We start from the raw sequence: 19,007 nt of genomic DNA, 5'->3' as shown, positions 1-19,007 counted from the left end.
CAGTCGAACAACTACCTGGCCGTGGTGTTCTGCGGCCTCGCGGTGGACTCGGTGCTCGGCTGGGACACCATCGGCAGCTTCTTCAGCTGAGCGCGCCGAGGTAGCCGTCCGGCCGGACGAGCACCCGGGTGCCCTCGATCGCGGCGTAGGCCGCGTAGGCGTGCCCGTCGATGTCCACCACGTGCGGACCGGACACCTGCTCGCCGGGGCGCACCACCGCATACGCGTGCGGCCCTGCCTCCGCTTGCGCACCGAAGGACAGTACCGTCGCATGGGGCCCGCGGAACAGGTCGAACAACCGGACGTGCCGTCCTTGCTCGTCTTTCACCGGAGCGTCCGGCGCCCGGTCGCCCACTGCCACCGAGTCGCGCTCGGCCGGGTCGCGGTAGCTGATGTCGAGCTGCCGGGTCTCCGCTCCCCGCTCCATCGCGTCCTCGGCGCCGTCGACCAATTTGTCCAGCAGCTCCGAGCTGAGCCCGAGCACCTTGGCGGCGACGGTCCTGCGCTCGGCCTCGTAGCTGTCCAGGAGCGTGGCGTCACCGGCGAGCGCGGCGGCCAGCTTCCAGCCGAGGTTGTAGGCGTCCTGGATGCCGGTGTTCATGCCCTGGCCGCCGGTGGGCGGATGCGCGTGCGCGGCGTCGCCGGCCAGGAACACCCGGCCCTCGCGGAAACGCCGCGCCAGGCGGATGTTCGGGCGCCACACGGTCACCCAGGTCAGGTCGGTGAGGGTGACGTCGTCGCGTCCGGAGTAGCGATCCACGTACTCCTGGAGCAGTTCGAGGCTCGGCTCCGCGTCTCCGATCGCGGGGGCGGCGAACTGGAACTGACGCCCGCCGGGCAGCGGCGACAACGCGATGCCCTGCATGGGGTCGTCGGCGGCGGCGAACCAGTAGCCGAACTCGTGGTCGAGCGCGTCGGCGCGCACGTCGCCGAGCAGCATGCGCAGTGATTCGTCGGTGCTGCCTTCGAACGGGATGCCGAGCGTCTTGCGCACGGTGCTCTTGCCGCCGTCCGCGCCGATCAGGTGGGCGGCGCGGACGGTCTCGCGGGTGCCGTCGCGTTCCAGCGTCGCGGTGACGCCGTCGTCGTCCTGCGTGAATCCGATCAGCGCGGTGCCGAGTTCCACGTGCACGCCGAACTCGGCGAGCCGCTCGCGCAGGATTGCCTCGGTGCTGGACTGCCCGAGCACCCACAGGTTCGGGTAGGGGATGGTGGGCGTCGGCTCGACCGGCTCGCTCATCCGGCGTTCGGTGACGAACTCTCCGCCCAGATGCACCCGCATCACAGGTGTCGGCGCTCCGGCCGCGAGCACCGCGTCCAGAACCCCCAGATCGTCGAAGACTTCCAGGGTGCGCGGCTGGATGCCGTCGCCACGGGAGCCCGCGAAGAAACCGGCCGCCTTGTCGACGATCCGGACCGGGATGTCCCGGCGAGCGAGATCGATGGCGAGGGTGAGGCCGGTGGGTCCGGCGCCCGCGATGAGAACGAGCTGTGTCATGACGTACTCCCGATGAATCAATATTCACTGAATGCTAATTCAGTGTCATGCTTGGTACGTTGCGTTGTCAAGGAGGTGAGGTGGATGTCGCTGAGTCGCAAGGAGAAGTCGGCCGAGACCGAGCAGGCCTTGAAGGCCGCGGCGCTGCGGTTGTTCGCCGAGCGCGGCTACTTGAACACCAAGATCACCGACATCACGACGGCCGCCGGGCGGGCGGCCGGGTCGTTCTACAACCACTTCGCCAGCAAGGAAGAACTGCTCCAAGCGTTGCTGAACGATCTGGCCGCGGCGGGGGACGAGCGCGCGGAAGGACCCGACCACAACCCGGATTTCAGCGATCCGGAGGCGGTGCGCTATCACGTCGCGGGGTATTGGACCTTCGCGCGGGAGCACGGTCCCGTGCTGCGAGCGGTGAATCAAGCGGCGCTGGTCAACGAGGAATTCGCGCAGATGATCGCGCGCTTCGGCAGTCAGCAGCGCGCGGACATCGCCGACCATGTGGAGGGGTTCGCGGACAAGGGGCTGCGGCTGCCGAGCACGGCCGACGCCAGCCTGGCGATGATGTTCATGCTCACCCAGAGCCTGCTGGCCGCGGTGGAGGAGGGGAGCGTCGAGCTGACCGACGAACAGGCCGTGGAAGGCCTGACCCGGTTCATCTATCGCGGTCTCACCGGCCGCGACTACTGAGCGGGCGGTGGACTACCCATCGGATCGCCCACCGCCCGTGGATCACGGGAGCAGGACGATCGAACCGGTGGTCTTGCGGCCTTCGAGGTCGCGGTGGGCCCGCTCGGCGTCGGCGAGCGGGTAGGTCGCGCCGATCCGGATGTTCAGCGTGCCGCGCGCGATGGCGTCGAAGATGTCACCAGCGCGCCAAGTGAGTTCGGCGCGGTCCCGGATGTAGTGCGCCAACGTGGGACGGGTGACGAACAGCGAACCGGCCCCGCCCAGCCGTTGCAGGTCGAACGGCGGCACCGGACCGCTCGCGCCGCCGAAGAGGGCCAGCGTGCCGCGCACGCGCAGTGCGGCGAGGCTCGACTCGAAGGTCGCCGCGCCGACGCCGTCGTAGACCGCGGCCACGCCGACGCCATCGGTGAGTTCGCGCACCCGGTCGGCGAGGTCGTCGCCGTAACGCAGCACCTCGTCGGCTCCCGCCGCGCTGGACAGCGTCGCCTTCTCGTCGGAGGACACCGTCGTGATCACCCGGACGCCGCGCGCGGTGAGGAGCTGGGTCAGGATCAGCCCGACACCGCCCGCGCCCGCGTGCACGAGCACCGTCTCCCCGGGCTCTGGACGATAGATGGACTCGATGAGATAGTGCGCGGTCATGCCCTGCAACAGCGCCGACGCGGCCACGGGCGCCTCGACTTCGTCCGGTACCCGGATCGCGACGGCGGCGGGCACCGCGACCTTCGGGGCGTAGCTGCCCGGCGCGGCGGCCCAGGCCACCCGGTCGCCGACCGCGAACTCGGTGACGTCCGAGCCGACCTCGGCGACGACGCCGGTGCCCTCCGCGCCGGGGATGTAGGGCACGTCCTGGGGATAGCGTCCGGTGCGGATGTAGGTATCGATGAAGTTGATGCCGATCGCCTGCGTGTCGACCAGCAGCTGGTCCGGCCCGATCCGGGGATCGGGCACCTCCACGTACTTCAGGACCTCGGGACCACCGTGTTCGGAAACCTGAATGGCGTGCATGAGATCCAGTTCTACACCCGAGCGGCGGGCGCGCTGCCTACCGGTCGGTAAACTGCGTGCCATGAGTTCTGAAACCGCCACGGCGCCGCAGAAGCTGTCGGGCGCCCTCGTCGAGTCCGTCAAGGGGTTCGTCGCCGATCACGGACGTTCCGCCACGGCCGTGATCCAGCCGATCGGCCGCGCAGGCGTGCGGGTCACCCTGGTCGGTTCCGACGGTGTGCTCGGTGACCGGGTGGTGCCGGACCTGGAGACGGCCAAGGAGTTGGTCGCCACGATCGACGGTCTCACCGAGGCCGACGAGTGGGATCGTGAGCTCACCTCGATCGTCACCCCGCGCAAGGGTCACTGGGCCAAGATGGCGGGCTGGGTCGCCAAGCAGGCCCGTTTCCCCAAGGCGCGCAACGAGAAGTGATCGTTGCGTAGCCGAGTGAGGCCCGGCCGCATCGGCGCGATGCTGATCGCCGGGTGGACCGCTCTTGTCGCCGTGGCGATCCCGGCGATTGCGCAGGCGCCGGAGACTTCGAACGCGCTGCGCGCCTGCACGCCCGGCGACTATCCGCCGTACTCGATCAGGGACGACGCGGGCGGCCACCGTGGTGTGGACGTCGATCTCGCGCGCGGTTTCGCGGCGCTGCTCGGCCGTCCGATCGAGTTCGTGCCCGTGACCTGGGCGACGCTGAAGACCGACTTCGCCGAACGGAACTGCGACCTCGCGGTCGGAGGCATCTCCGACCTGCCGTCGCGGCGCGCGTTCGCGGAATTCTCGATCACTTACGGGACCGACGGCAAGGCCCCGATCACCCATCGCGCGAACGGCGCGGCGTACTCGACGATCGCGGAGATCAACCGTCCCGACGTCCGCGTGATCGCCAATCGCGGTGGCACGAACGAGGACTTCGCGCGGAAGAACTTTCCCGACGCGCAGCTCACTTTGTGGCCGGACAATCTGACGATCTTCGGTGAGCTCGAGCAGGGCCGTGCCGACGTGTTCGTCACCGATTCGGTCGAGGGCCGCTACCGCGTCCGTCAGCACCCGGATCTGCAAGTGCTGCATCCCGAAGCGCGGTTCGACTCGTTCGGGAAAGTCCTGCTGGTGCGGAAGAACGACCCGGTGCTGGCGGCCTTGCTGGACGCCTACTTGACCACCCAGCTCGCGACGGGCGGGGTGGACCGGTTGTTCGATGAGTGGATCGGGCCGAACGCCCCGGTCGGCTGAATCCGTCCACCGTCTCGGCGACTCGGTGCACAGTGCTGACGGTCAGGCGGCCGCCGACTTCAGGCCGAAGCTCAGAATGCGACACTGTGCGTCGTGCGATGAAAGCGACCCCAACCAGCCGTTTTCGGCCACACGCGATGCCCGGCGACGAACATCAGGGTGACGGCGAGCCGGTAGGTCGGCGGTCAGTTCGGCGCGGAACGTCCATCGCTGCGCGGATGATCGAGGAGCGCTTTCCAGGCTGCCTGCCAAGGGAAGAGAGGAAGACGCGCCTCACCGGTGCCCCGCTCGTGCGGCTCTCCCTCGCCGATCACGATGGTGACGCCCCACTCGGACAGCTTGCGGATCCCCTCCTGGATCGCCGGAAAACTGATCTGTGCCCGGTTCGAGTAAGGCACGCCCACGATCGGCAGCCCCTTGCCGAGCCCTTCGACCAATAGCCCGAGCAGAAGCGTATCCGAGATGCCCGCAGCCCATTTCGCTATCGAATTGCCGGTGAGTGGCGCGGCGATGATGCCATCGGCGGGCGGCAGCACATCGGGCGTGCCGGGTTCCTTGTACTGGCTGCGCACGGGATAACCGGTCTGCGCCCTGATCGCATCGGCATCGATGAAGCCGGTGCCGGACGGGGAGGAGATCACGCACACCTCCCAGCCGTCCGCCTGGGCCAGAGCGATCAACTTGCCGACATCGCGGGCGGCGGGGGAACCGGTCACGAGGGCGTACAGCACCGGGTTTCCGTTGGCGTCCACGGGTTCATGGTGCCACGCTCGAGCATGTCCGGTCGGCGCCGCGACCGAGCACCTCGGCTCGACCGGGGCGGTCCGGTCGCCGGTGTATGGCAGGAATGTACCCAACGATGTCTTCATGGACTCCGGTCGGCAGGTAGGCCGCCGGTCACAGTGGTCCCATGAGGGAATCCACCGAAGCGGGTGTGCTGGCGACCGCGGTTCAGGTCGACGGCGAAACGGCCGACTACCTGACCGCGCAGCGGGACGGCCCGGTCGTGTTGCTGCTGCACGGGACATATTGGAGCCGGGTGTGGCTTCCGGTGCTCGGCCGTCTCGGGGAGGCGGGGTTGCGGCCCCTCGCGGTCGATTTCCCCGGAATGGGACGCTCGGGAGGCGAACTCACCCTGGAAACGGCCACGGTCCCAGCGCTCGCCGACTGGGTGACGCGATTCGTTTCGGCGCTGGGGATCTCGGGGCCGATCGCGGTGGCGGGTCACGATATCGGCGGCGCCGTCGCCCAGCATCTCCTCGCCCACGATCAGCTGGAGGTGTCCCGGCTGGCCTTGGTCAACTCCGTCGCCTACGACTCCTGGCCCGCGCCGCACGTGGCCCGGTTGCGGGACCCCGAGGTCGCCGCGGCGATCACCGCCGAAGAATTTCTCGCCGCCCGGAAGCAGGCCGTGACAACGGATCTGGCCGGCGCCGCCACCGAGCAGCGAATCGCCGAGTACCTGGATCCCTGGACCGATCCGCGGGTGCGCCGCTCCTGGCTGGCCATGGCGGGCGCGGCCGAAAGTCGCTATACCCTCGATCTCGTCCCCCTGCTGCGGCGGTCCACGACACCCAAGTTGCTGGTCTGGGGCGAAGACGACGGCTTCGAGAAGATCGAGTACGCCGAGAAGTTCGCCGAGGAGATTCCGCAAACCACGCTCATACGCATTTCGGCAGCACGGCACATCCCCACCGAGAACGCCCCGGGCCGGGTTGCCCGCGCCCTCAGCGATTTCTTCCTGTCGTAGCGGATCTACTGTCCTCCACCGGCTTCGGCACCGACCAGCGCGTCGGCCGGAGGCAGCGCGGCGCGGTGGGGACCAGAGATGCCGAGCCGAGGATTCAGGCGGGGACGGCTCCGATGCGCTTGGCGAGGCGGCCGAGGTCGCCGGTGGTGAGGTTGCGGTGGGCGGTGCGCATCATGTGGCCGACGAGTTCGCGGACGTGGGTCATGCCGCGGACTTGTTGAGGGGCGATGTGTTCGGCGCGCAGTAAGGCGTGCAGGGAGTTGTGGTAGTCGCGGCGCAGGGCGTGGGCGCGGCCGATTTCGACGAAGTATTGGGCTCGGCGGCCTTCGGCGGGGATGGTGTGGGGGTCGAGGGTGGGGGCGAGTTGGAGGACTTGGCCTGGTTCGCGTTGTTCCATGGCCGCGGACATGCGCCACAGAGTCACGTTGGCCGCATCGAATGTCGGGTTGCGCAGGAGGGCGTTGTCCAGGTCGGCGTGCCGGAGTCGAGAGACTTGCTCGTCGGCTTCGTTCAAGTGGTCGGTTGGGTCGCCGCCGAGTGCTGCGGTGACGAGGGCGGCTTGCAGGTGCAGCATGCCGTAGGTTTCGACTTCGCCCAGCGAGCGGACCTCCGGTGCCAGTCGCTCAGCGGTGGTTTCGGCGTCCTCGAGGGCGGCGGGCAGAGTCCCGGCGCGAGCGAGGAGAATCTGACTTCGGGTGTAGGCGGCCGTCGCCGCACCCGATGTGCCACCGATGTGTGCGGTGGCGCGTTCGATCTCCTGCGCAGCCGTCCACGCCAGCGCCGGATATCCGCGACGCGACGCCGACTGTGCGGTGAGGTAGGCGACGGCTGCCAAGGCGTCCCAGGCGCGGTCCCTCTCGATACCGGTCGCGTCGCGCGTGTGGCGATAGCAGTCGGTCAGCAGTGGGGCCAGCAGCGGCCCGAGCTGCGCGTAATCGCATGCCCGCCGCAGTTCGGCCGCGTGCTTCGTCGTAGCCGTCAGCTCGTCCAGGCTTCGCGGCGGGCCGACCACCGTGGTGTTTCCACGCGTCCACAGCGCGGTCTCGATGTCGGATATCGCGGCGTGGAATCCGGCGGATGACGGATCGAATCGGTCTTCCCGGTCGCCGGTCAGATCACCGACCGATACACCGAGCGCCTGGGCGAGTGCGTGCAGGGTCCGGCGGGAATCGATCGGACGCTCACCGTTCTCGTATTTGGCGATCGCACCCCGGCTGACGCCGACCCGGTCCGCCAGCACTTGCTGAGAGATCCCGCGCCGCGCGCGAACGGCACGCACCTGTCGGCCGATGTACCGGCCCTCGTCCTTCCCCGGATCTTCGCTCATCGGCTCTCCCTCGCCGGACGCTGATCGAAAACCCCATGCTAGACGCGCTGCCAGGTGTCCCGCACCGGGACAGCGCGAGATTCGCGGCCCGCCAAGCTGTTCCGGCACTCAGCGGGGACGGTCACGCGCGCGGCAGGTCAGGCGCGGAGTCGATCGGTGGGTGCTCACACGTAATGAGCAGGGGAAGGCAAACGTGATGCGGGGAGAAACGCTCGAGTCCACGCGGTACGGCACGTCCGGGGCACCGGACGGCGGGGTAGAGGTCGGGGCGGCTCCGGCGCTACGGCTACCCGATCGCGCGCCCGCGAGGCGCCTCGCGGCAGGGATCGCCGAGCGTTTCGCGCGCCGGGGAGCGAGCGCGCCGCAGGTGCTGCCGGACCGGTTCACGGCGGAACCGGTTGGTGCTTCGCGAGCCGAGCATCCCTCCGTAGCGAACCCGGAGGAAAGCGCACGGTGAGCGAACCATGTCTTCCGGCGGCCGACACCCCGGCCAGCCGGTGCCGCTTCTATCGGCAGTGCGGGCTCGCGGCGGCGGTGCAACCGGAACTCGGGCGCATCATCGTGCCCGCCGGGCGCGTCGGCGCGATCACCATGCCCGCTCGGCTCGGTCAGGAGGTGAAGGCGCTGATGCAGGTCCGGCGGGCCGCGCTCGGGCCGATCATCTCGCATCCTCGTTCCGGACGGTGGACGTATCTGGTGCGGCCGGACCTGCCCGACGAGATCGGGCTGTTCGCCGAAATGTTCCGGCTGGACGTGTCGGTGGCCCGCTGCGGCGCGCAGATCGCGCTGCCGTCGCCCGCCGACCGGTCGCCGTGCTTCCGGGTATGGGTGGAACCGCCGCGCGACACCTTCCGGCCCTCCGGCTCGGTCGTGGTCGCTGCGGTTCGCGTCTGCGCGCGGCGGGGGAGGTGACCGTGCGAGGGCAATCGCCGCGCCCGGAGGAACCCGACGTCCACTTGTCGATTCAATTCCACGATGTCCGAATGGAATTCGCGGCCTGCCGGACCGCGGCGGAGCTGTTCGTGCGGGAATGGCGCGCCCGCCACTACCACCACGCGGTCACCGTGCTGCCCGATGACCCGACCGGCTTGCCGCGTCTGCCCAACGAGCGACTGTTCCTGCCACCGTGACCGGTCGCGCAGTCAGGTGTCGCGGGGAGGCTCGTGCCGACGGCCGACTCCCCAGCGCACCAGCCCGGTCGCCACGGCGAGATGACCGCCCATCGTCCTACCGCTCACGGCAGATCACCACCGGGCGCTGGGCGTGGTGCAGCAGGTTCTGGCTCGTCGATCCGAGCAGGAGCCCGGTGAGCCGGTTGTGCCCGCGATTGCCGGTCAGCACCAGCTGCGCTTCCTCGTCCCCGAGCAAGGCCTCCGCGGGCGTGGCCTTCCGGACCACCTTGGTGACGGCGATGTCCGGGTATTTCTCGCACCATCCGGCCATACGCTCGGACAGCAGTTCCTCCTCCTGCTGGGCCAGGGTTTCCCACGCGTCGGGGACGGGGGTCCATTGCAGCAGATCCGGGTCGTTCCACGCGTGCAGGGCGATCACGCCGACGCCGAGCGCGGACGCCAGTTCGAACGCTTCGCCGATCGCCGCGGAACAACCCGGACTCCCGTCCACGCCGACGAGGACCGGCCGGTCATCCGGCTGTGGCCGGTCGAGCCTGCCCCGCCACACGGTCACCGGACAGGCCGCCTTGTTGGCGACGGTGAGCGCGGTGGAGCCGAGCAGCAGCGTGGACAGCCGGTCCTGGGATTTCGCCGCGACGACCACCATGCGCGCCCGTTTGCTGTGCTCGATCAGCTCGCGCGCGGGCACGCCGTTCTCGACGATCCGGCGGATCTCCACGCCCGGTTGCTCGGCTCGCACGGCCTCGAACGCCTGCTCGACCTTCTGCTCCGCCGCCGATCGGAGTTCGGGGAGCAGGTCGACCTCGGCCAGCGCGAAGGACGTCATGGGGTAGTCGATCGTGGGCACGACGCCGAGCAGCACCAACGTGGCGTGCTGCCGATGCGCGATGGCTCCGGCCCAGCGTGCCGCACCCACTGCGGTCGGGCTGCCGTCGATTCCGACGACGATCGACTGACGGTCGGCTGGTGCGCTCATCTCTACTCCGATTCTCGCTTCGGCGGTGTCGGTTTTCACAGTCCCAGCCGACCGGCCGCCCGCACCGGAGCCGGTGGCCCCCGATGGTGAGGACCTAAGACCTTCGCACGGGGTCCTGTCGCCGCCTCGGAGCGATACGCTTGAGCTGGGAGTTCCGGTTGGGAGGAGGCGATGTGGGACAGGTACGCCACTGGGTCGCCTCGCGGGTAGTCGCCGCGTGAGTGATCACGGCTGATTCCGAGCTACCGATGCGCGAGTGGGCCGATCCGGTCGATTCAGCCGAGCGGACCCGTGCGGAGCTTGCCGCCGTCGTGGGGCGGTTCTCCGAGGCGTGGGCGTCCGGGTCTCCGCCCGACCTGTCCGCCTACTTGCCCGGTGAGCAGGCTCAGCGGCGCACAGCACTGATCGAGCTGATCAAGGTCGACCTCGAGTACCGCTGGCTTCGCCATCACTGCCCCAAGCGGCTGATCGACTATCGTGCGGAATTCCCAGAGCTGCGCAACGGCCCGCTGCCCCGGGATCTCGTCTACGAGGAATTCCACGCCATGCGCCGAAGCGACCACACCGCCGCGGCCGATGTGGCCGCCACGGTCACCGCGGCGGCCGGTCCGGACGCCGACGAGTTCACCGGCGATTACCGCAGCACGATGATCGCTCGCCCGAGCGCCCAAGTCGCGCTCGACTCCATCGACGTCGGCGACCACGTCGACGATTTCGACCTGCTCATGCGGATCGGGGCCGGCGCGTTCGCGCATGTGTACCTGGCTCGGCAGCAATCCATGCAACGACTGGTCGCGGTCAAGATCTCGCACAACCACGGCAACGAACCGCAGACGCTCGCCCAGCTGGACCACGAATACATCGTGCGCATCTTCGACCAGCGTCTCATCGCCGACCGTGAGCTGAAGCTGCTCTACATGCAGTACCTGCCCGGAGGAACACTGCTCGACCTGCTGCGCCTGTCCCGCGCGACGCCTCCGGAGCAGCGTGGTGGGCAACTGTTGCTCGATGCCGTCGACAAAGTACTCGCCGACAAAGGAGAAGTCCGGCCCACCGAGTCCGCCATCCGGACCCGGATCGCGGCGCTGACCTGGCCCGAGACCGTGGCCTGGCTGGGCAGGCGGCTCGCGGACGCATTGCAGCACGCCTCCGAGCGGGGAGTGCTGCATCGCGACATCAAACCGGCGAACGTGCTGTTGAGCGCGGAGGGAGTTCCCAAGCTGGCCGACTTCAACGTCAGCTTCAGCGACCGGGTGAAGGGGACCAGCCCGCTGGCGTACTTCGGGGGATCGCTGGCGTACATGTCGCCGGAACAGCTGGAAGCCTGTCACCCCGACCTGCCGGGCAACGCCGCCGATCTCGACACCCGCAGCGACCTCTTCGCGCTCGCCGTCATGCTGTGGGAACTGCTCACCGGGCGCAGGCCGTTCGCGGACGAAACGGGCGCGGGCGAGTCGCAGACGTCGCTGGCTCGCATGCTCGAACTACGGCGCAGACCGATCGCGCCCGCGTTTCTGTCGGAGCTTCCCCCGGACTGCCCGATGGCCCTGCGCCGAGTGCTGCTGAAGTGTCTGTCGTCCGACCCTGCGGACCGCTATTCGTCCGGCTGGGAATTGGCCCAACAGCTCGACCTGTGTCTGGAGCAGCGGGCCCGCGATCTCGTCTATCCACCCCCGGACAGTTGGCGCGCGCGACTCTCGCGCCGGCCGACTCCCATCTTGTGGCTGTCCTCGCTCGTCGGTGTCGGCCTGGCGACGATCTATATGGCCGTGCACGTCCAGCAACTGATCAGAGAGCATCTGCCCGATGCCACCAATGCGCAGCTCAACATGGGCGTGTACGTCTTCGTCCTGATCGCGGGCCCGCTGTCGGTCCTCATCTACGCGTACATGTCGCGTGATCTGCTCGCGGTTCCGCGCGGCTTGCGCGCGGGCAGACGTTACGACGAGGCACTGCTCGCGCGAATGCGCTCACGAACACTGTTCTGGGGTGACATGTGTGCTTTGAACACCTTCCAGACCGGGATCACGGCGACCGTGACCGGGGTGTTCCTGTGCCTCTGGTTGACCGACCTCTCGGCACGGCTGGTGGTCCATGCGGCGATGACCGTGTTCATGGCGGCCGTCATCTCCGTCGCCTACACGTTCTTCCTGTCGACGTTCTACATCGTCCGCTGTGTCTATCCGGTCTATCTGCGCTACAGCCGCGCGACGGCACACGACTTCGGCGACATCCGCACGCTGCGCCGCAGAACCACGGTCTATCTCGCGGTGACGGCCTCCGTACCGCTGGTCGGGGTGCTGGCCGGATTCAGCCTGCTCGAACCCTACGAACTTCCGCTGGTGCGTGACTCGGTGCTGGGCCTGTGCGCGGTCGGCGGGCTCGCGTTCGTCGCCGTCTATTGGTTGTACCGGACGCTCGACGCCGACTTGCGTGCGCTGCAGCGGGTGGTCGGGAAACCTACGGAGAGCGTGAGCTGAGCGGCCGAACCTAGCCGGCGAACCGCGCGAGCGCCCGCCGGACGGCGGCACCCATCGCGGGGCTGCCCGTATGCCCGGAGTCATCGATGACCTGTAGTTCCGCGTCGGTCCACGCCTGGGCCAGCTGCCAGGCGGTGTACAGCGGAGCGCTCAGGTCGAGTCTGCCGTGGATCAGCACGCCGGGAATGCCCGTCAGCCGGTGCACGTCGCGCAGCAACTGCCCGTCCTCGAGCCACGCCGCGTTGGCGAAGTAATGCGTGCAGATCCGCACGAAGGCCAGCCGCGCGGCGTCCGGCTTCGCGCTGTACTGCCCTGGGTTGCCGAGGTTTTCGTGCGCGATCACCGCGTCCTCCCAGGCACACCACCGCAGCGCCGCGGTCTCGCGGGTCGGCGCGTCCGGGCTTTCCATCAACCTGCGGTAGGCGTCGACGAGATCGCCGTGGCGGTCGGCGAGCGGAACGCCGGTGCGGAAGGCCTCCCACTGCTCGGGCAGCAGCCGCGCTACGTCGCGATAGAGCCAGTCGATCTCCTCCTGGCGGGTCATCGTCACCCCCACGAGCACGATCTCGCTGACCCGCTCCGGATAGCGCTGGGCGTAGGCGAGGATCAGCGTCGAGCCCCACGAACCGCCGAAGAGCAACCACCGGTCGATCCCGAGGTGCTCGCGCAGCCGTTCCATGTCCGCGATCAGGTGACGGGTGGTGTTGTGGGTGAGCTCGACCGATGGGTCGGCGGCATGCGGCAGACTTTCGCCGCAGCCACGCTGATCGAACAGGACGATCCGGTAGGCCGCCGGGTCGAAACCCTTCCGTGAGCCGCGCCGTCCGCCGCCGCCCGGTCCGCCGTGCACCACCAGCGCCGGTTTCCCGTCCGGGTTACCGCTGGTCTCCCAGTAGATCCGCTGTCCGTCTCCGACGTCGAGCAGCCCGTGGGCGTACGGCTCGATATCGGGAAAAGGCTGCGGCGCATCGGATTGCGGCGTGGACACGATGGACCACACTACCGTCGGACAACCGGGTGACCTGGTGTTCGGCAATTGGGGCGCCGCGAGACAGCGGTGACACACGTCACCGCGAGGTTTCGTTACGGAGAGCGGGTCGGCGACATCTTGTGTTCGTTCCGTGCGGCAGCACGGGACATCGGCGGTGAGGCGGCATCCTCGCTGCGCTCGCCACTGCAGAAAGAACGGAAGGACATCATGAGCAAGGTCTGGTTCGTCACCGGTTCCTCTCGCGGCCTGGGCCGAAACTTCGTCACGGCCGCGTTGTCTCGCGGCGACAAGGTGGCCGCGACCGCCCGTAGTACCGAACACCTCGCGGAACTGGTCACCGCCTACGGCGACGCGGTGCTTCCGCTCGAGCTGGATGTGACCGACAGGGCAGGAGTCTTCGAGACCGTGCGACGCGCGAACGCGCATTTCGGCCGCTTGGACGTCATCGTGAACAACGCGGGCTACGGACTGCTCGGCGCGGTCGAGGAGTTGACAGAGCAGCAACTGCGGGAGCAGTTGGAAACCAATTTCTTCGGTACGGTGTGGGTCGTCCAGGCCGCGCTGCCATACCTGCGCGAGCAGGGGAGGGGGCACATCATCCAGATCTCCTCGGTGGGCGGTCTCGCCGCTTGGCCGCTCGGTGGTGCCTACCACGCTTCCAAGTGGGCACTGGAAGGCCTGAGCGAGTCCCTCGCGCAGGAAGTCGCCGGCTTCGGTGTCAAGGTGACCTTGGTGGAACCCGGCTCCTACGCAACCGACGGCGCTGCCGGAGCGGTCCACGCCCAGGCCGACCCGCGCTACGACGGCCTCCGCGCGGCGTTCGCCGCCTACGCGCAGAGCCTCGATCCCGGCGACCCGTCCGCCGCGGGCCGCGCGCTGCTCGAGATCGCCGACTCCGCAAACCCGCCCCTGCGCGTCTTCTTCGGTTCCGGGGGACATGAGATGGTTCCGCAGGTCTACGCCGACCGGCTCGAGACCTGGGCCGAGTGGAAGGATCTCGCGGTGGCGGCTCGAGGTCACACGTCCGCAGCCTGACTCGATCGGCTCGCGCAACTGCTGGGCCCCCATCCGCACACACGTTTCGGGTGGGGGCCTCTGGCGCGTCGAGCTTTCCGGCAGCACGATCGGGTGATGCACGCCATATCGATTCGGCGTCACGAAACGGCGGACTCCTACGTCTGGTGGGTGAAACAACCGGGGCCCGCGCGGGTCCTCATCCGGTGCGTCTCGCGAAAACCGCGGGAGCATGGCAGCGAAGGAGAGCAAATGTCGGTCGTCAGGTCTCCCCGTCGGCGGTTGCGATGGCGGCGGGTGCTGCTCACCGTGCCGGCCCTGCTGGTGATGTGCACGGCGGTGCCGGCCGGGGCCGAACCGAGTGGAGCTCGAGTTGTCGATTCGGCGTTTCTCGCGGAGGGGCAGTACGTCGACACCGCAATGGCGCGTTTCCATTACCGGAAGGCGGGGGAAGGTCCGCCGCTCATTCTCCTGCCCGGCGGCTCCCTGTGGTCCTACACGTATCGCGAGATCATTCCGGCTCTCGCGACCGCGCACACCGTGTACGCCGTCGATCTGCCCGGCAGCGGGTACACCACGTTGCACGATCCCAACTTCGGATACGACATGGGGGCCATGTCGGACGCATTGCGGCAGTTCATGTCCGCGGTCGGGATCACCCGCGCGTCCGTCGTCGCGCACTCGCTGAACGGTTCGGTCGCAGGGGATTTCGCCGCACGGCATCCCGAACAGATCGATCGCCTGGTCCTCATCGCGCCGCTCGTGCTGGACACCGACCTCAACATGAACTTGCGGCTGATGCGTCAACCGGGTGCGGGGGAGTTCGCCGCCTCCGCGATGACCGAGGAGATCTATGTGGCGGGCCTGCGCGGGGCCTACGCGCACCCCGAGATTCTCACTGATGAGCTGGCGGACACATATTGGACTCCGCTCAGCCGCGCGGAGAACCGGACCGCGATGTGGAAGCAGCCGCGCAACCTCGATCTGGTTGCGGCAGAGCGAGAATCGAGCGCGATCGAAGCCGACACGCTGATCCTGTGGGGCGAGGACGACCATGTCGTCGACCCGGCACAGGCTCGGCCACTCGCTCAGCTGATTCCCCACTCGACACTGCGGATCATCCCGGGCGCCGGACACAACGTCCATGAGGACGATCCCGCCGCGGTCGCGCTCGAGCTGACCGGATTCCTCGGACCCCGCTAGCTCATAGCCGTGCCGGGCCCGTTGCTGCCCGGCACGGTTCTTCCGCAGCGGTCAACGGTCCTGGGTCAGAAGGGGCTTGAGATCGAGAATCGGTGTGCCGTGCACAGCTTCGAGGTGGCGGACGCGTATGCGGGTGCCGCTGACCGACAGGATGTGGACGCTGTGCAGGCCGATCGGATTGGGCCGGTGTGGGGCGCGGGTGGCGAAGACGCCGGTTGTCGCGCGGGTCGTGTCACCTCGCGGGTGGATGGTCTGGATTTCGCGGTCGGCGCGATCGAGCCAGGTCAATACCAGGATGTCGGTGCCCGCGGTGAGACCGTCGAGGGCGCGGGCGTATCGGTCAGCGATCACCAGCCAGGCCGGCGGGGCACCTTCATCGGGTTGCCGGGGAGCGGTGGCGGGGTCGGTCAGCGCGGATTCGACGTGCCCGATCGGCCGCAACGTGTAATCGGTCATGAGGTCCTTACCGTTCTCGCAGGGAGTTCGAGCCCGTTGGCTCGGGCGTCGAATCACCCAGGAACGACGGGTTCCGCTTTCAGAATGTAGCCGAGCAAAAGGACACTGCTGTTTGCTGCGAGATCAGGACTGCCGGATCATCGCGAGGTCGAACTCCAGGGTCACCCTCGCAGCGACCATGCCCGCGGCCGCCTTCCAGCGCACCCCCCAGTCCTTGCGGTTGATCGTGGTGGCGCCGGTGAAACCGACTCGGAGGGCGCCCCGCGGGTCGTTCTGCACGCTGGTCAGTTCCAAATCGACGGTGACCGGCTTGGTGACACCGCGAATGGTCAGGTCGCCGGTGACCTCGGCTTTGCTCTCGTCGGCCCGAGCTACCTCGGTCAGGACGAAGGTGATGGCCGGGTGGTCGTCGGCACCGAGGAACTTTCTGCCCAGCAGATCGTCACGCCGCCGGTTGCGGGTGTCGATGCTCGTGGCCTGGATCCGGAGCCGGCCGCTGGATCTCGAGGGTTCGCCGAAGTGCAGGTGCGCGCTGCCTTCGAATTTGCCGAACCTCCCACGCACCCGGGTGGCCATGGTGTGCCGGGCGACGAAGCCGATCCGGGTGCGGGCGGTATCGATGACGAAGTCGCCGTTGAGGTCATCGAGTTGGATGGTGGTTGACATGGTCGGTCACTCCTGGCGAGGTCGGGGGTGTAGGGCGAGACGACGAGCCGGCCGCTCGCAGCGTGTGGTGAACGCGGACCTCACGCCGGGCCGGGGTCACGCGTGATGGTGCGGGCGATGGCGAGGGCGGCGAGTTTGCTGCACCGTCGCAAGGTCCACCTGGGCCCACCGCAGGTAGCTGTCCTGCAGCACGTCGTCGGATTCGGTGGCCGAGCCGAGGATTTCGTAGGCGATCGTGAACAGCAACGGCCGCAGAAGGGTGAACCGCTCGGCATGTTCGTCGGTGGTACTCACGGGTTGGCCACCAGCTCCGAATCGGACACCGCGAGCCGCCTGCCGCCCTTGACCCAGAACAGCGAGCCGGGCCTGCGGGCTTCCCACCGAATTCCCCACAGCGTCCACTTGGTAGCCGTCTCCTTGATCGGCGCGCCGATGCGGCCGCAGATGTGGGCGTTCATGGGCGTGTCGTCCTTGTGCGCGAGCTGCACGATGCCCGCGCGACGACCGAGGCTGACATTGGATCCGAGGAACGCCATGTCCAGCATGGCGGGCGCGGCGCCCGCGATGCGGGCCAGCACCGTGTCGGCGGCGTGAGCGCCGAGCGGCCCGGCGGCTTGGCAGCTCATTCGCAGCGGCTGGTTCGACGGGGCGGCGGCGTCCCCGGCCGCGACGATACGGTGGTCATCGACGCTGGTCAGGGTTTCGTCGGTGATGAGCCGACCGAGAGCGTCGGTATGCAGGCCGCTGCGTGCGGCCAGCTCGGGCACACCGAACCCGGCGGTCCAGATGGTGACCGCGCTCGGCACCACGCAGCCGTCGGACAAGACGATCGACTCCTGCAGCACCTCGGCCACCCGCACATTTTCGAGTATCTCGACACTGTGGCGGGCCATCCACCGGGCCACCACCCGTCGCGCCCGCTTCGAGAAAGTCGGAGCCAATCTCTCGCCGCATATCAGGGTGACGGCGCGCCCCTGTTCGGCCAGCTCGGCCGCCGTCTCGATCCCGGTGAGCCCGGCGCCGACCACGGTGATCGGTGCCTGCGACGGCAGCTGTTCGATGACGGCCCGCAGGCGTTGAGCGTGCTCCAACTCCGCTATGGGGTAGGCGAATTCGACGGCTCCCGGCACCGACGTGGGCGGGGCCGCGGTGCTGCCGACCGCGTAGACGACATAGTCGTAGTCCAATGCGCGGCCCGATGCCAGCTCCACGGTCCGCGAGGCGGTATCGATGCGGGTGGCGTCATCGACGATCAGGCGCACACCGTTGCCGAGCAGCGGGCCGTAGTCCGCCTCGGCCTGTCCGGTACCGGCCACGAATTGATGCAGTCGCAGTCGTTCGACGAACGTCGGACGAGAGTTGACCACGGTGATCTCGACGTCGTCGCGCTGCCGCAGTCGATTGGCTGCCACGGTGCCCGCATAGCCGCCGCCGATGACCACGACCTTGATGCTGGTGCTGTTGTGCTCGGTCATGCCCACGAGACGCCGGGGAACCACCCGGATATAACAACTGGTGAGGCAGATCACTCCGCTGCGGGGGATCCGCAGGGGCCCGGCGAGCAACGATCTTGCCGTTGTGCCGGTAGCCGTCGGTCGTCAGCAGCAGCGCAGCGCCGGATCAGGCAGCCTGGGGCGCGGGGTCCGGCTGGGGGGCGGCGACCCGTTCCCGGGTGCGCAGCGAAGCCCACAGCGCGGCGGTGGCGGCGGTGCATGCCGCGGCCCCGCCCACGTGCACGACGACCAGTGCCGCGGGGACGTCGGTGAAGTACTGCACGACGCCGACCAGTCCCTGCGCGCACACCAGCCCGAGCAGTACGAACAGACGGGTGCGCACGGCGGGTGTGATGCCGACCGCGAACAGACCGAACGCCAGACCGATCAGCAGCGCGAGGTAACCGACCAGCAGCTGCGAGTGCAGATGCACCAGGGTGACGATCTCCACCTGCAACCGCTCGACCGGACGTTCGATGCTCTTGTCGCCCGCGTGCGGACCGGCGGCGGTCACCAAGGTGCCCGCGATCAGAACCGCCGCCAGCGCGACCCCGGCCAGCGCGGTGAGCCAGCGCAGCGGCGCGGGAGCCTGCACGGTGTCGATGCCGTCGTCGGGTTCGCCGATCTTCGCGTACAGCACCACCGCGAGCCACACCATCACCATGGACGCGAGCAGGTGCGTCGAGACGGTCCACCACAGCAGTCCGGTGCGCACCGTGATGCCGCCGATGATCGCCTGCACGACCGTGCCGCCGGGCATCAGCCACGCGTACACCAGCACCTCGCGCCTGCGGCGTGCACGGGTCACGGCCAGCACGATCGCCGCCGCGCACAGCGTGACCACGAAGGTGAGCAGCCGGTTGGAGAACTCGACCGCCTGGTGGAGGGCCGGTACCTCCGACACCGCGACCGGCGTGAAGCTGCCGGGGAAGCACTGCGGCCAGGTGGGGCAGCCCAGACCGGACGCGGTGACCCGCACGACGGCCCCGGTCACCGAGATGCCCGCCTGGGAGAGGATGACCGCGAGCGCGATCAGGCGCTGCACCCGTGAGGAGGGCAGCGGCAGCTTGTCGACGAGTCGCAAGAACGCGCGATACAGCACGTCGAAA

The 19,007-nt window shown here is 68.6% G+C and carries 19 protein-coding genes and 1 pseudogene; 9 read left to right on the top strand and 11 right to left on the bottom strand.

Going from position 1 to position 19,007, the window contains the following annotated elements; translation table 11 throughout:
* Positions 1-82 precede the first annotated feature (82 nt).
* Positions 83-1,498 carry an FAD-dependent monooxygenase gene (locus tag ON21_RS16075; protein ID WP_039798818.1) on the bottom strand — a complete coding sequence of 472 codons (1,416 nt, stop codon included), beginning with the start codon at positions 1,496-1,498 and terminating at the stop codon, positions 83-85.
* 84 nt (positions 1,499-1,582) lie between these two features.
* Between ON21_RS16075 and ON21_RS16070 the strand changes: the two genes are divergently transcribed.
* Positions 1,583-2,185: a TetR/AcrR family transcriptional regulator gene (locus ON21_RS16070; RefSeq protein WP_083880658.1), complete on the top strand. Its 603-nt coding sequence runs from the start codon at positions 1,583-1,585 to the stop codon at positions 2,183-2,185.
* A gap of 42 nt (positions 2,186-2,227) precedes the next feature.
* Here ON21_RS16070 and ON21_RS16065 read toward each other — a convergent pair whose 3' ends face one another.
* Positions 2,228-3,193, bottom strand: coding sequence for a quinone oxidoreductase family protein (locus tag ON21_RS16065; protein WP_039798817.1), 966 nt, complete (start codon positions 3,191-3,193; stop codon positions 2,228-2,230).
* A gap of 61 nt (positions 3,194-3,254) precedes the next feature.
* Between ON21_RS16065 and ON21_RS16060 the strand changes: the two genes are divergently transcribed.
* Together ON21_RS16060 and ON21_RS16055 are read left to right on the top strand one after the other, a co-directional pair.
* On the top strand, positions 3,255-3,605 hold the full coding sequence (locus ON21_RS16060; RefSeq protein WP_039798814.1) for a hypothetical protein: 351 nt from the start codon (positions 3,255-3,257) through the stop codon (positions 3,603-3,605).
* A 3-nt stretch (positions 3,606-3,608) separates the two neighbouring features.
* A complete protein-coding gene (locus tag ON21_RS16055; RefSeq protein ID WP_157170856.1) occupies positions 3,609-4,409 on the top strand; it encodes a transporter substrate-binding domain-containing protein in 801 nt (266 codons plus the stop codon).
* Between the two features lie 185 nt (positions 4,410-4,594).
* Here the strand turns inward: ON21_RS16055 and ON21_RS16050 are convergent, their stop codons facing one another.
* A complete protein-coding gene (locus tag ON21_RS16050; RefSeq protein ID WP_039798812.1) occupies positions 4,595-5,161 on the bottom strand; it encodes a flavoprotein in 567 nt (188 codons plus the stop codon).
* Positions 5,162-5,319: 158 nt separating this feature from the next.
* Here ON21_RS16050 and ON21_RS16045 point away from each other — a divergent pair, with 158 nt between their 5' ends.
* Positions 5,320-6,159 (top strand): alpha/beta fold hydrolase, encoded by an 840-nt coding sequence (locus tag ON21_RS16045; protein WP_039798810.1) that lies wholly within the window; start codon positions 5,320-5,322, stop codon positions 6,157-6,159.
* Positions 6,160-6,253: 94 nt separating this feature from the next.
* On the opposite strand, the gene ON21_RS16040 is transcribed toward ON21_RS16045, so the two are convergent.
* A complete protein-coding gene (locus ON21_RS16040; protein ID WP_039798808.1) occupies positions 6,254-7,486 on the bottom strand; it encodes a helix-turn-helix domain-containing protein in 1,233 nt (410 codons plus the stop codon).
* A gap of 453 nt (positions 7,487-7,939) precedes the next feature.
* Here ON21_RS16040 and ON21_RS16035 point away from each other — a divergent pair, with 453 nt between their 5' ends.
* Entirely contained in the window at positions 7,940-8,398 is a 459-nt protein-coding gene (locus ON21_RS16035) for a hypothetical protein (RefSeq protein ID WP_039798806.1), read from the top strand.
* Positions 8,399-8,469: 71 nt separating this feature from the next.
* Positions 8,470-8,616, top strand: a complete 147-nt coding sequence (locus ON21_RS38445) for a hypothetical protein (RefSeq protein WP_157170855.1) — start codon at positions 8,470-8,472, stop codon at positions 8,614-8,616.
* 97 nt (positions 8,617-8,713) lie between these two features.
* Here ON21_RS38445 and ON21_RS16030 read toward each other — a convergent pair whose 3' ends face one another.
* Positions 8,714-9,595, bottom strand: a complete 882-nt coding sequence (locus ON21_RS16030; protein ID WP_039798805.1) for a universal stress protein — start codon at positions 9,593-9,595, stop codon at positions 8,714-8,716.
* A 248-nt stretch (positions 9,596-9,843) separates the two neighbouring features.
* Between ON21_RS16030 and ON21_RS16025 the strand changes: the two genes are divergently transcribed.
* The gene (locus ON21_RS16025; RefSeq protein WP_039798825.1) at positions 9,844-12,075 is read left to right on the top strand and encodes a serine/threonine-protein kinase; all 2,232 of its coding nucleotides are present in this window, start codon (positions 9,844-9,846) and stop codon (positions 12,073-12,075) included.
* Between the two features lie 10 nt (positions 12,076-12,085).
* Here the strand turns inward: ON21_RS16025 and pip are convergent, their stop codons facing one another.
* Positions 12,086-13,063: a prolyl aminopeptidase gene (pip, locus tag ON21_RS16020; protein WP_039798823.1), complete on the bottom strand. Its 978-nt coding sequence runs from the start codon at positions 13,061-13,063 to the stop codon at positions 12,086-12,088.
* A gap of 207 nt (positions 13,064-13,270) precedes the next feature.
* Between pip and ON21_RS16015 the strand changes: the two genes are divergently transcribed.
* Together ON21_RS16015 and ON21_RS16010 are read left to right on the top strand one after the other, a co-directional pair.
* A complete protein-coding gene (locus tag ON21_RS16015) occupies positions 13,271-14,101 on the top strand; it encodes an SDR family NAD(P)-dependent oxidoreductase (RefSeq protein ID WP_218004095.1) in 831 nt (276 codons plus the stop codon).
* Between the two features lie 231 nt (positions 14,102-14,332).
* Complete coding sequence (locus tag ON21_RS16010; RefSeq protein WP_157170854.1) at positions 14,333-15,283, top strand: alpha/beta fold hydrolase; 951 nt, start codon at positions 14,333-14,335, stop codon at positions 15,281-15,283.
* Positions 15,284-15,334: 51 nt separating this feature from the next.
* Here the strand turns inward: ON21_RS16010 and tsaA are convergent, their stop codons facing one another.
* The 5 genes and pseudogenes from tsaA to ON21_RS15985 form a co-directional block, all read right to left on the bottom strand.
* Positions 15,335-15,739: a tRNA (N6-threonylcarbamoyladenosine(37)-N6)-methyltransferase TrmO gene (gene tsaA / locus ON21_RS16005; RefSeq protein ID WP_039798801.1), complete on the bottom strand. Its 405-nt coding sequence runs from the start codon at positions 15,737-15,739 to the stop codon at positions 15,335-15,337.
* 123 nt (positions 15,740-15,862) lie between these two features.
* Positions 15,863-16,405, bottom strand: coding sequence for a YceI family protein (locus ON21_RS16000; protein WP_039798800.1), 543 nt, complete (start codon positions 16,403-16,405; stop codon positions 15,863-15,865).
* Between the two features lie 129 nt (positions 16,406-16,534).
* A pseudogene (locus ON21_RS15995) lies at positions 16,535-16,699 on the bottom strand (RNA polymerase subunit sigma-24); the annotation flags it as partial.
* A complete protein-coding gene (locus ON21_RS15990; RefSeq protein WP_039798798.1) occupies positions 16,696-17,880 on the bottom strand; it encodes an NAD(P)/FAD-dependent oxidoreductase in 1,185 nt (394 codons plus the stop codon). The gene ON21_RS15990 and the pseudogene ON21_RS15995, both read right to left, overlap by 4 nt.
* A 145-nt stretch (positions 17,881-18,025) precedes the next feature.
* Positions 18,026-19,000, bottom strand: coding sequence for a COX15/CtaA family protein (locus ON21_RS15985; RefSeq protein WP_039798797.1), 975 nt, complete (start codon positions 18,998-19,000; stop codon positions 18,026-18,028).
* Between the last annotated feature and the right edge of the window lie 7 nt (positions 19,001-19,007).

The organism is Nocardia araoensis NBRC 100135, from assembly GCF_000308435.1.
GTDB lineage: Bacteria > Actinomycetota > Actinomycetes > Mycobacteriales > Mycobacteriaceae > Nocardia > Nocardia araoensis.
The sequence above is the reverse complement of the archived record's forward strand: the minus strand, read 5'-3'. Positions and strand labels throughout refer to the sequence as shown.

What these genes read in the sequence shown, in the direction of transcription:
- ON21_RS16075 (WP_039798818.1), bottom strand. Translation starts at nt 1,498, where the DNA reads ATGACACAGCTCGTTCTCATCGCGGGCGCCGGACCCACCGGCCTCACC.
- ON21_RS16070 (WP_083880658.1), top strand. Translation starts at nt 1,583, where the DNA reads ATGTCGCTGAGTCGCAAGGAGAAGTCGGCCGAGACCGAGCAGGCCTTG.
- ON21_RS16065 (WP_039798817.1), bottom strand. Translation starts at nt 3,193, where the DNA reads ATGCACGCCATTCAGGTTTCCGAACACGGTGGTCCCGAGGTCCTGAAG.
- ON21_RS16060 (WP_039798814.1), top strand. Translation starts at nt 3,255, where the DNA reads ATGAGTTCTGAAACCGCCACGGCGCCGCAGAAGCTGTCGGGCGCCCTC.
- ON21_RS16045 (WP_039798810.1), top strand. Translation starts at nt 5,320, where the DNA reads ATGAGGGAATCCACCGAAGCGGGTGTGCTGGCGACCGCGGTTCAGGTC.
- ON21_RS16040 (WP_039798808.1), bottom strand. Translation starts at nt 7,486, where the DNA reads ATGAGCGAAGATCCGGGGAAGGACGAGGGCCGGTACATCGGCCGACAG.
- ON21_RS38445 (WP_157170855.1), top strand. Translation starts at nt 8,470, where the DNA reads ATGGAATTCGCGGCCTGCCGGACCGCGGCGGAGCTGTTCGTGCGGGAA.
- ON21_RS16030 (WP_039798805.1), bottom strand. Translation starts at nt 9,595, where the DNA reads ATGAGCGCACCAGCCGACCGTCAGTCGATCGTCGTCGGAATCGACGGC.
- ON21_RS16025 (WP_039798825.1), top strand. Translation starts at nt 9,844, where the DNA reads ATGCGCGAGTGGGCCGATCCGGTCGATTCAGCCGAGCGGACCCGTGCG.
- ON21_RS16010 (WP_157170854.1), top strand. Translation starts at nt 14,333, where the DNA reads ATGTCGGTCGTCAGGTCTCCCCGTCGGCGGTTGCGATGGCGGCGGGTG.
- tsaA (WP_039798801.1), bottom strand. Translation starts at nt 15,739, where the DNA reads ATGACCGATTACACGTTGCGGCCGATCGGGCACGTCGAATCCGCGCTG.
- ON21_RS16000 (WP_039798800.1), bottom strand. Translation starts at nt 16,405, where the DNA reads ATGTCAACCACCATCCAACTCGATGACCTCAACGGCGACTTCGTCATC.
- ON21_RS15990 (WP_039798798.1), bottom strand. Translation starts at nt 17,880, where the DNA reads ATGACCGAGCACAACAGCACCAGCATCAAGGTCGTGGTCATCGGCGGC.